A 12,432-nucleotide genomic window follows, 5' to 3' on the forward strand; every position below is an offset into this window, starting at 1 on the left:
CCATTTTACATAGTGTGGAAATTATATCACAAAATTATTAAAAATTTGTGTACAAATTGTTAAGCATTAGTTAAGATTGTAACTTAAAGCAAAATGATAATAAGAAACTATGACAAAAGTCGTCATAGCTTCTTATTATCCCATTACCACTAAAACCTGATGACTATTTCCCTTCTTTGTTAAATCAATAGTCTTATCTGTAACAAGCTCCCCATCTATATATACTTCTTTTACACCTTTGTTAACAGCATTGGGATTTCTTACATCTATTAGATATTTCGTATTCTTATAGTTATATTCTATCACATATTTATCCCAATTTTTTGGTATACAAGGGTCTATTATAAGTTTTTCTCCGTATTTTTTCAAACCCAAGAGGTTCTCAATTGCTATTCTGTACATCCAACCTGCTGCGCCAGTATACCACGTCCAACCTCCTCTTCCTACATGAGGTTCTACCGCATACACATCTGCAGCCATGACATAGGGCTCTACTTTATACTTCATACACTCAATAGGGGTCCTGGTGTGATTTATAGGATTTATCATATTGTAAAGTTGCCATGCTCTATCTCCTTCTCCTAGCTCTGCAAAGGCGAGTATTACCCATGCTGCCGCATGAGTGTATTGACCCCCATTTTCTCTAACTCCTGGAACATATCCTTTTATATACCCCGGATTTAAATCCCCGTTGTCAAAGGGAGGGGTTAAAAGCTTTATTATCCCTTCTTCCTCATTGACCAAATAATTTACAACAGCCTTCATTGCCTCTTTTACTCTTACTTCTTTTCCCGCTTTAGATATAACAGACCAAGATTGAGATATGGAATCAATTTTACATTCTGAATTGTCTACAGATCCTAAAGGTGTCCCATCGTCAAAGTAAGCCCTTCTGTACCAACTTCCGTCCCATGCATTTTCTTCTATAGCTTTTATTAATTTATTAGCTATTTCTTGATACTTTTTTGCATGTTCTTCATCCTTTTTAGTTTGACATATGGGCGAAAACTTCTGAAGAATAGTGTACAAAAACCAGCCAAGCCATACACTTTCCCCTTTTCCTTTGTTTCCTACCTTATTCATTCCGTCATTCCAGTCGCCAGCCCCCATCAAAGGCAAACCATGTTCTCCAAATTTTAACGAATAGTCTATAGCCCTTATGCAATGCTCATATACTGTACCTTTTGTTTCAGATATACGAGGTGTTGAATATCTTTCTTCCTCTTCTTCTTTTAAACGCAAATCTTCTAAGTAATTTACTTCTATGTCCAGTATAGGCCAATCTCCTGTCTTTTCTATATAGTCAGCTGTGACGTAAGGAAGCCACAACAAGTCATCGGCAAATTTTGTCCTTATACCTTTATTTAATACAGGATGCCACCAATGTTGCACATCTCCTTCAACAAACTGATGCTGGCAAGCGTTGACTATTTGATTTTTTGTAAATTCTGGCTCTAGATATACCATATTCATAGCATCCTGCAATTGGTCTCTAAAGCCATAAGCTCCTCCTGATTGATAAAAAGCTGACCTTGCCCACAATCTACACGCAATTGTTTGATAAGGCAGCCATCCATTTACAAGTAAATCCATTGACTTGTCAGGAGTTTTAATCTGTATCCTTCTTAGAAGCTCTTGCCAAAATTCTTGGACTCTTTGCAATTCATTCTGACAATTTTCAACATTTGTATACTTTAAAATCAACCTTTTTACTTCTTCTTCGTTTTTACCATGTCCTAACAAGATTGTAAATTGCTTTTCTTCTTTAGCTTTTACTTCTACATGAAATTGTATTGCAGCACAGGGGTCTAATGATATTCCTGTAGAATTTGAGAGAGTCTCATATTCCAATGCTTGGGGTAAAGTTAAACTTGAAGCAACTCCTATAAACTCTGCTCTGTCGCCTGTAAATGAATTTATCTTTTCTGAAGCTGACAAAAATGCTAATCTATTAGCAAAATCTTCATTGTACACATTTTTAATCATTAATGCTCCTATTTTTTCATCGTACTTTGTAAATAGATACGGAAAAGTAATCTCATCAGTTACTCCTAAAACTGGCCTTATGTAATAAGATACTGTAAGTTTCCTGTTTTCATTCCCTAAATTTTTGATGGTAACTAAATTTATCTTTATAGAATCTTCCTTTGCTACAAACATCTTTAAGTGTTGGCTTAAACCACAGCATATTGTTTCAAATGAAGTATACCCAAAACCATGTTTTATATAATGAACTTTTGCTTTACCAGCAGGTAAAGGAGTAATTGACCATCTGTCCCCTGTTTCCTCATCTGTTAAATAAATTACCTCTCCATGGGGGTCTAAAACAGGGTCATTGTACCATGGAGTCAATTTGTATTCCCGGCTGTTTTCTGCCCAAGTATACCCTGCTCCTGTTTCTGACACCTGAAAGCCAAAAGAAGGGTTGGAAATCACATTTATCCAAGGAGCAGGAGTACTTTTGCCTTCCCACTTTATGATATACTCTTTGCCATCATAGCTAAATCCTCCAAAACCATTGTAATAATCTAATGGTAATTCCTCTAATTTGATTTCTTCAAAATTTTGTACTTTTTTGACCCAATTTTTAAGTTTTGGAGCGTTTTTTGTCTCTTTAATCATTATCTGGTCGTAAATAGATTCATTTCCTCCTTCAAACTTAAGGGCAACAACAGTATTTAAAAGATATACATCTTCCTCTTTTAAATTATTTTGCTGTAACAAATATACGCCTCCATATTTGCCAAAAATGTCATAAGAAAAGGTAGTATTAATTAATTCTTTTATCTTATCATGTAAGGGCTGTAGATAACCGCTTTTATCTTTGTTTAATATCACAAGGTCAATATTTATCCCTTTCATTTTCCAATATTCATAAGCTTTTAAAAACCACTTTACCATTTCTATTTCTTCCATCTTTTCTATCTCTACTAACACAATTGGCAAATCTCCTGAAATCCCATATGCCCACAGACCAGATTGACCTTTTACATTTTTCAAAATCATCTCTTCTCTATACCTGCGTTGAGGACTCACAAATAAAATGTGAGCCAACATTCTTTGCAAAAGGCCTAATTCTCTGGGTTTTAAATTAAGATAATCTAATTCTACCCTACTTCTTGTCCACGACATTTCAAAAGCTCTTTCTACTACATTTTCCTCTTTGTATTTTGCAGCAATTTTTATGGCTTTTTCTTTAGTTTCAGTTATTGCAGAAATATATACTACTTTTGCTACTTCCCCTGGCATTACTTTTACTCTTTTTCTTAAACTTACAATAGGATCAAGAACTGCTCCTTCTGTATTGGAAAGGGGCTGATCAGCTTCTAAAGCAATTGGATTTTTTAGACTTCTTCCTCTTCCTATAAATTTTGCTCTATCAGTTTCAAACTGAGTATCTCCCACAATTTCTCCACTTAAAACTGCTACCTTGTGCACAGCCCATAGTTTATTTTTTCCTTGTTCCCTTGGCTTTCTGCAGACTAAAATTGCATCTTCTTCCTTTAAAAATTCTGTTTTTACAAAAAGTTTATTAAAAGCAGGATGTGCCACATCTGTTGGCAAATCTATTAAGCTTATTTCTCCAAAACTTGTAATTTCTAATATTCTCGGATGTTTACTATGATTTTTTAAAGTCAACCGCCTTATCTCCACATCATCCTCTGGTGAAACGACTATCTCTAAGTGAGTATCTATATTTCCAACTCTTTTAAAGTATTCTGCTTTATCTGCAGAGAAAACAACCCTGTAATTCTGACCTTTTTCGTAAAAGGGAGCGTAAGTGGCTGACCATACAGTATTAGAGTTTATATTTTGAACAAATATAAAGGTACCAAAATCTTGCGCCAAGTCTTTCCTCCATCTTGTCAAGAAAATACCTTTGTTATTTTTACTGTATCCTGTCCCTTTTTCTGTAAGCATTACAAAATATCTTCCGCTCGATAAAATATGAACCTCTGGCAGCCAAGTTTTTGATTCTCCTAAAACCCTTACAAAGTCTCCATCTTCTTTGCGAACTTTTTGAATTTTTCTTGCTTCTTCTCTTTCTTCCCTCGTTATATCTAAATACATTGGCATTTTTTCTTGTAATAATATTTGAATAGCTTTTATACTTGGGTCTTTATGAAATCTTTTTTGCATTATATTGTTATTTATAAAATTGTCTAAAGCCACAAAAGCCATACCTTGGTGATGAGCCATAAAGCTTTTGACTATCGCACTTTTCTTGCCAAAAGGAAATCTTTCTGGTGTATAATCTATCGCTTCATAAAAACCGTATTTCCCTTCAACTCCTTCTTTTTTAAGGAACCTTATGTTTTGTAGTACCCCTTCTACATCTACTCCAATAGCCAGCAAAGACCCATAAGGAGCTACTACTTTGTCGTGGGATAATCCCCTTTTAAGACCTAGACTTGGGACTCCAAAAGCTTTGTACTGATAATTCAAATTTATGTCAAAAGCGTAAAATCCGGACTCCGATATACCCCATGGAATTCCTAATTCTTTAGCATAATTTTTTTGCACTCTTACAGCAAAGGCATAAGTTTCATCCAATAAAGTATTTTGGTAATTTTTCATTATTAAAAGGGGCATAAAGTACTCAAACATCGTTCCAGACCAAGATACCAAGCCTTTATAACGATTTTCAATGGCAAGCATCCGGCCCAATTTAAACCAATGTTTTTTATCAATTTCTCTTTTTGCAATAGCAATAAAACTTGCTTGCCTTGCTTCCGAAGCCAACAAGTCATAATAAGACTTTGTAAGTTTTTCCTCCTCAACATTGTATCCTATTGAGAATAACTGTCTTTTTTCATCATACAAATGTCTGAACTCTGTTTTTTCTACCAAATTTTCAATTATACTCTTTATATTTTCAATCTCTGCCTCCAAGTTTTTGATTTTCTCCAAAGCCCGGGCAACTTTATCTTTTTGACTTTTTAACAAAGCTTTCTCCTCTTCTGTAGCTTTTTCAAAAACTTCTTCTATTTCTAATAAATAGTTTTTATAGACTTTTTCCAATTCTTTTGGAGATGAATGTTCTTCAAAAACCTCCTTATATCTTTTAAAAATTTCTTGCTCTTTCTGTCTTTCATCAAATTCTGTCCATGCTAAAAATTCTTTCATCTCCCTTTTTAAAGCCCCAATTATATTCTTTAACCTTTCAATATTTCCTACCTCATCTTCTGTACTTGAAAGTTTCTCACTAATTTTACTTAAGAATACCTCCCAATCAGATGGCATTAAAGTTTTTTTATTTAAAATGTTTCTAAAAATATCTTCAGTAATTCCTTCTATATTCAACATTTTGATAGTATCTTTTAAGCCTTTTGCCAATTCAATATCTATAAGAGGTTTATTTAAAAATTCACCTATTGCTTCCTTTACTGTAATCAAATAACCTACTAAATTTCCGCTATCGACAGTAGACACATAATAGGGCCTTAAAGGCTCTAAAGTCCTCGTATTGTACCAATTGTACAAATGGCCGTTCCATTTTTCCATTTTTCCAATTGTAGTGAGGGTTTTTTTGATTCTTTCTACCATCTCAGTTGTGGTTATATAGCCTAAATCTCTTGCTCCAACTACTGAAACCAAGTAAAGTCCTATGTTTGTAGGTGACGTTCTCTCCGCAATCCCATTAGGCGGGTCTTCTTGAAAATTATCTGGTGGTAGATAATTCTGGCTTTCTGTCACAAAGTCTTCAAAAAATCTCCAGGTTTTTCTCGCAATTAGTCGCAATTCCTCCATTTCCTCTTGTGACACAGTTTTTTCTTTTGAAATTATTGGCTGGCTTATATAAAAAGCAATGTAGGGAGAAATTGCCCAAAGGAAAAAAAGCACTATTGCCCCAATTAAATCTTGGGGTTTAAAATACATAACTAATGCAACTAATGCTAATCCCTCTACTAAAACTATCCACATTCTTTTAAAAAAACTTGCAAAGTCATTTCTAAGTCGCTTCTCCATGTCAGCAGCCGTAACCCATTCTAATAAATTCTTTCGAGTTATATACAGTCTCGTCAGTGTTCTAACTATTGCATCTGCCATCATATAAGCTTGATAGGGTAAAAACGCAAAATTAAGTAATGATTGATAAAAAGCGGCTTCTATGCTTGTTATCACGGCTTTATGTCTTTTTTCCCAATAGTGTCTGAACTGGCCTTTAAAAATAGTGTCAACTAAAGCAGGTAGAATTGGGAAGAATACAGTTAAAATCGCAACCCCTAACCATAAAAAACTGCTTCCCGGCAAAAGGCTAAATCCTAAAAATAGCATTAACATCAAGGCAACTGAAACAACACTTCTTCTTAGGTTGTCTATAATTTTCCATTTAGTTATTAAAGAAAGGGGTTTTTTACCATTTCTCCTTTTCTATTTTTTATTTTAGATTTCAAATAAGGCAATAACTGCCAATCCCCTCTTACCCATCTGTGCAGTCTCATGATATAGGAATTGTATTTAGCAGGATAGCCATCAATCAATTCTATATCACTGACAAGACCGGTTCGCACAAAGGACCCTTCTAAAAGGTCATGACTTAAAATAGAATTATCCGGTATAGTATCTCTTAAAAGTTCTCTAAATACATCTACATCGTATATTCCTTTACCTGTATATATGCCTTCTCCGAACAAATCCTGATAAACATCTGATACTGCTGTAGTATATGGATCTATACCGCCTTCTCCAGCATAGATTTTAGAAAACAGTGTAGCATTTGCGCTTTCTATATCAATGCCTATTCTAGGTTGCAATAGTCCATATCCCTCTACTACTACACCATAATCTCTGTCAATCACTGCTTTGTTTAAGGGATGCAACATAGTACCTACTAATTTTTTAGCAGTATCAATAGGCAAATTTGTATCTGCATCCAAAGTTATTACATATTTTATATTTAGTTTGGCAACATCTCCACTAACTACATAAAAACTCGTATCTTCCTTCCCTCTTAAAAGTTCATTAAATTCGACAAGAGCTCCTCTTTTTCTTTCCCAGCCCATCCAGCTTTTTTGCATTTGATTGTATTTTCTTTTTCTGTGGAAATAGTAAAATATCTTTTCGCCGTTTTTAGAATATTTCTCGTTTAACTTTTCAATTTGTTCCAAAGCACACTTTACAATCTTCTCATCCTCCGACATAACCTCAAAAGGAGCGTCTTTAAAATCCCCTAATAAGCCAAAATACAAATTCTTTTCTCTGTTGGCGTGATAATACACCTCAAGATTTTCAATCAGCTCTTTTGTCCTTTTTTCATCTGGCAAAAGAGAAGAAATAACTACCATTGTCTTAGCATCTTCAGGAATACCTTCTTTTAACTCAATTTTTGGCAATACTACTGGCTTAAAAATATGCACTAAAATCCAATTTACTAATTGAACTGACATTTCACTAAAAGGTATTAGAAGAATTACACCAGAGATAAATAATAGCCCCCATTTATTAGAAAAATTTGCTATATATTTTAATGCAAAAAACTCCTCCACCAATAGGAAGATTAAAATTAAACCTACATACAAAGTCTCTGGAGATTTTTTGGCAATTTTTCTCCAGCTTATTGTCCTTTTTGATTTGTTACTCAGCTTATTTTCAAGAATACTTCTTCCTTTGCCTACAAGGTAAAATCCTACATGGTTTATATATCCTAGTTTTCCCTCTTGTTCTGTCACTTCTTTTGCACATTCAATTGCCTTTTTAGCAACATAAGTTTCTGAAGTATTATAATATTTAGCTATTTTTTCTATTTCATGTCTGTAATAATCTCTTGATTCAAAATCCATCTTAGGATATGTACCGTCCGGGTCTTGCCTCAAAACTTGCTCTACGGAACTCAAACTTTCAAAAATTTGTGCCCAATCGAGAGAGGAAAAAGTTTTTAAACTGGTAATAGCATTGCCTATAGAAATTTGCCTTTTTGCCTGTATTTGATGAGCCTTTTCTGCTACATCGTTAATGCTAGTATCATACTCCATTAAAATTTTTTCTATAGACTGTATGACATTAACAGAATTACTCCCTTCTTTTCTAAGTCTACTTACCAAATGTTCAATAAATTGTAGAGGGAATCTGTCTGCAACATTGATATTGTTCCTTATAAGCTTTTTCACTTCTTCATATTTCATTTCTTTTTCCAAAAGCAATGTGAGTATCTTTTCTGCTTTTTCCCTTTGGTGGCGAGTTTCTACAATTTTCTCGCAAATCTTTTTTATTTTCTCCACCAAAGCAATACGTATCATAAGGCTTAAAGCCCACAGCTCAGAGCTGGAAAGCAAAGCCTTTGTCTGATAAGCCTTTATAAAATTAATTATGGCTTTTTCATCAATTTTCCCATCAGTGTGAAGAACTAGCTCAAAGGCTATAGCATATATTCTTGGGTAACCTTTGAATAAACCATTTTTAAGCCCTGGAAGCCCCGAATAATAACTTTTTGACAAACTTTTCCTTATTTCCTTAACTTGCTCTTCGATTATATAAAAGTTATCTAACAACCACTCCTCTTCTTGAGAAATATAGACATCCTCTTCTTTTAAAATGCTGTTCAAATTTCTGTAAACATTCTTTATGTAGTTGTAGTCTTTATTCATCCGCGGAATTAGCAAATAGGATAATTTAGTTCTCTTCATTATGTTGTGATTCTGCGCTATTTCTGCTGCATGCTTTTCCATTTCCTCCGAACTTAAAATAATATCGTCAAAATCTCCTATAGAATCTTCCTTACCCCATGTAGGCTTTTTTGAAATATGTACAACAAACGCGGCTATTAAAAGCAAGATAGCTCCTATCAACACATACTCCATAGTATGTCAACTCCCTCACTGCAATTTAGTGCTAAAAATATTATTCCCTCAAGTTTGAAATTTTAAAGCATAAAAAAATAAAAGCCCCTAATATTTAGGCTTTTATTACCACCATCCCTTTCTTTTAAAATACAAAATTTCTGCAAAAGCTATAATTCCCATAACCGCCAGAGTAACAAAATAACCATATTCTGTATTAAGTTCAGGCATATTTTTAAAGTTCATCCCATAGATACCAGTAATAAGGGTTAGAGGCATAATTATAGTCGCTATAATTGTAAGAGTCTTCATAACCCCATTCATTCTATTTGATATGTAAGACATATAAAGGTCTAAAGTACCAGTGAGAAGGTCATAGTAAGTATCAATAAAGTCAAACAAGCGCATTATATGGTCATAAACGTCCATAAAGTACAATTTGTTTTCTTCTTTTATTATAACGAAGTCATGCCTTAAAAGCGTATTTAAAACCTCTCTTTGCGCTGTTATGATTTTTCTCAATTTCAACATGTTCTTTTTTAGAAGAAATATCTTACTTTGAATTTCTTTACTCTCTTTTTCAAAAATTTCTGCTTCAATTTCATCAATTTTATTTCCCACTTCATCTACAATAGGAAAATAATCATCTATAATTTCATCTGCAAGATTATAAAGCAAAAAATCAATTCCTCTCTCAAAAATATTCGCTGCGCTCTTTGCTTTTTCATAAACAGTATTCACAACTTCCATATTACCCCAATGAACTGTAACAATATAATTTTGAGAAACAAAAAGAAAAATTTCTGAAATTCTAAATTCCTCTTCCAATTTTCTCCCTTTAAAAACATTCATTACTATAAAGTAATAATCTTTGTAGTTTTCTACTTTAGACCGCTGCTTCCTATGGAGACAATCTTCTATAGTAAGAGGATGAAACTTAAAAACATCGCTTAATATTTTGATTTCAGAATCAGTTGGGTTTTCTAAATCAACCCATAAAAGATTTTTATTGTTAATTTTTTCTGTAATAGTATTAGGGGAAATACTGACAATTTCCCCTTGTGAATATGATAAACACCTAATCATTTCATTCCTCCCATACTTCTATATCTCTAAGCCACTTAGGATAATAATTTTTAACTACCCCTTTTGCAATTCTGCCCCATCCCGCAGGAAACCCTTCTATAGTAAAAAAATCCAGCCGTCTTCTAAGTCCAATTCAAAAGTTTCTCCTTTTAAATATTTTTCCTTTTGTTCTCTTTCAAGTTCCAAAAGTCTTTTAGCTTGTAAAGTTTTAATTCCCATTGCCAACCAGTGAGAAGGCTCAAACCTGTTTTTCTTAAGCTCCCCTAACTGCCAACCGTATCTGTATACCTTTATATTACTCAAATCCGGTAAACCCTCTGATACATGGTAAACAAAATCATTATGCACTTCAATATTTAGATTATCTAAGTCTAAATTAAGATATTTATCAGCAAAATCGTAAAATAGTTGTAATTCTTTTTGCTTTTTTCTGCCTTTTGCTTTTTTAAATCTAGAGTCTGGTTCTTCTTCCTCTTTTTTTCTCAGTTTCGCAATAAAATGTCCTTCTCCTCTCACCTTATGTGGCCATAATCTCATGCATTTTTTTAAATCTTCAGGACCTTCAACCCATTCGGGATGCCCTCTGTCAAAGAATTTGCTAATCTCACTTTCTTCAATTTCAAATTCAGGATGTTCTTCTAAAAATTTTTTTATAACTCCTTCATCCTCCTCAGGAGCAAAAGTACAGGTAGAATAAACCAAAATGCCTCCCTTTTTTAATAAAGGAGCTACACTTCGCAAAATATTTCTCTGTGTAATAGAACAACTCATGACATTATTTAAAGACCAAATTTTCCTTGCTGTAGGGTCTTTTCTAAACATTCCCTCTCCTGAACAAGGAGCATCTACCAAAATTTTATCAAAATATCCTTCAAATGCGGTAGCCAACTTTTCAGGAGTTTCATTTGTTATGACAATATTTCTTATTCCCATTCTCTCTACATTTTCCACCAGTGCTTTTATTCTTTTTTTATCTATTTCATTAGCAACAATTATTCCTTCATCGCCAATTTTCGTAGCTATGTGTGTAGTCTTACCACCGGGCGCTGCACTTACATCGAGAATCTTTTCCCCTGGTTTAGGGTCTAACACCTCCACAACTGCCATCGCTGTCGGCTCTTGAATATAGTAAAGTCCTAAAATATGGTACAAATGGTTGCCCGCCTTTTCTTCTTTATCATAATAAAACCCAGTTGGGCACCAAGGAATTGGGGTTATCTCAAAAGGAACAATTTTTTTAAACTCTTCTACACCGATTTTTAATGTATTCACTCTTAAGCCTTTTTGAGGCTTTTTGTCGTATTCCTTTAAAAAATCTTCATACTCTTCTTTAAGTAATTGCTCCATTCTCTTCAAAAACTCTTTTTTTACTGTAATTTTCATCTTATTACTACCCCTATCTTATTGATTGAATAATATACTGACAACTAATCTTTTAGATTACTAATAACTTTCCCATTATTTTCAGCTGATAATAATATTTTATCCAAAATAACCTGGTCTTTGTAGGCTTCCTCAAAAGTGGGTGTCTCACTAAATACAATTTTATCCTCTACTATATTTGTAAAAAAATTTATAAGGCTTGCCATGTGTAAATCTACCATCCATCCAAGAGAATACTTTTCTGTAGGATATATTGACTCCACATACTCGCTAAATTTGCTTTTTTTATCGTAATCGCCAATTATTTGGATATTATCTTGCTTTTTATATAATACAGCATAACGAGGATGTTTTGTAGATATTTTTATTGAGCCCTTTGTACCGTATATTTCAAATCGAGTCTCCTCCTCAAGGTCGGCAGATATCCTTGAGGCTTCGATACTTCCCCATCCTCCATTTTTCATTTCTATTTCTACATTTGTCCAGTCATCTACATCCACTTCTTCATAAATTTCAGAGCCTTTGGATACAGGCCTTTTTTTAAAATATGTCTTCGAATTTGATCTTAAAGACTTTATTTCTCCCATCATAAATCTTACTGCATCCACAAGGTGTATCCCCATGTCAACTATTGCTCCACCACCAGAAGTAGCTTTTTTCATTTTCCAGGACATAGGCCTTTTAGGGTCCATATAGCCCGAATGAAGCATCAACGCCTTAAAATTTAAAATTTCACCTATCTCTCCATTTTTTATCATGTCTCTTGCCTGGTTTACAGCGGGCATAAACCTATACATTAAAGCTGTTTGATGTATTATCCTTTTTCTTTTGCCTTTTCCATTATTTCATAGGCTTCTTTGCCGTTAACTCCTATTGGCTTCTCAAGATATAATGGAATGCCTTTTTCTATCACTTTCATCGCCTGTTCATAATGAAGGTAATTAGGGGTACATATGTCGACAGCATCAAGGCCGCCCTCTTCCAACATTTCTTCAATACTTTTTACACCTTTTTCAAAAAAATGTGGTATATCTTCTATGTTATTCTTGTACACAGGTCCAAGTTTCACTTCAAAAGGAAGGTTTTTAAATATTAAAGGCATTGAAAAACAAGCTATAGAATGGATTGTCCCAATAAAGCCAAGCCCTATAAAGCCAAGTTTTATTTCTTTTTTTGACATTAA

1 protein-coding gene and 3 pseudogenes are annotated in these 12,432 nt (G+C 33.7%); all 4 read right to left on the minus strand.

Annotated features, from left to right (window positions below; translation table 11 throughout):
• Positions 1 to 135 precede the first annotated feature (135 nt).
• The 4 genes and pseudogenes from OEI98_RS11720 to OEI98_RS11740 all read right to left on the minus strand — a co-directional run bounded on the left by OEI98_RS11720 (position 136) and on the right by OEI98_RS11740 (position 12,429).
• Positions 136 to 8,801 (minus strand): annotated as a pseudogene (locus tag OEI98_RS11720) (GH36-type glycosyl hydrolase domain-containing protein).
• A 105-nt stretch (positions 8,802 to 8,906) separates the two neighbouring features.
• A complete protein-coding gene (corA, locus tag OEI98_RS11730; protein ID WP_004404430.1) occupies positions 8,907 to 9,866 on the minus strand; it encodes a magnesium/cobalt transporter CorA in 960 nt (319 codons plus the stop codon).
• Between the two features lies 1 nt (position 9,867).
• Positions 9,868 to 11,249 (minus strand): annotated as a pseudogene (locus OEI98_RS11735) (RsmB/NOP family class I SAM-dependent RNA methyltransferase).
• 44 nt (positions 11,250 to 11,293) lie between these two features.
• Positions 11,294 to 12,429 (minus strand): annotated as a pseudogene (locus OEI98_RS11740) (Gfo/Idh/MocA family protein).
• Between the last annotated feature and the right edge of the window lie 3 nt (positions 12,430 to 12,432).

The organism is Thermoanaerobacter sp. RKWS2 (assembly GCF_026240795.1).
Classification (GTDB): Bacteria; Bacillota; Thermoanaerobacteria; order Thermoanaerobacterales; family Thermoanaerobacteraceae; genus Thermoanaerobacter; species Thermoanaerobacter ethanolicus.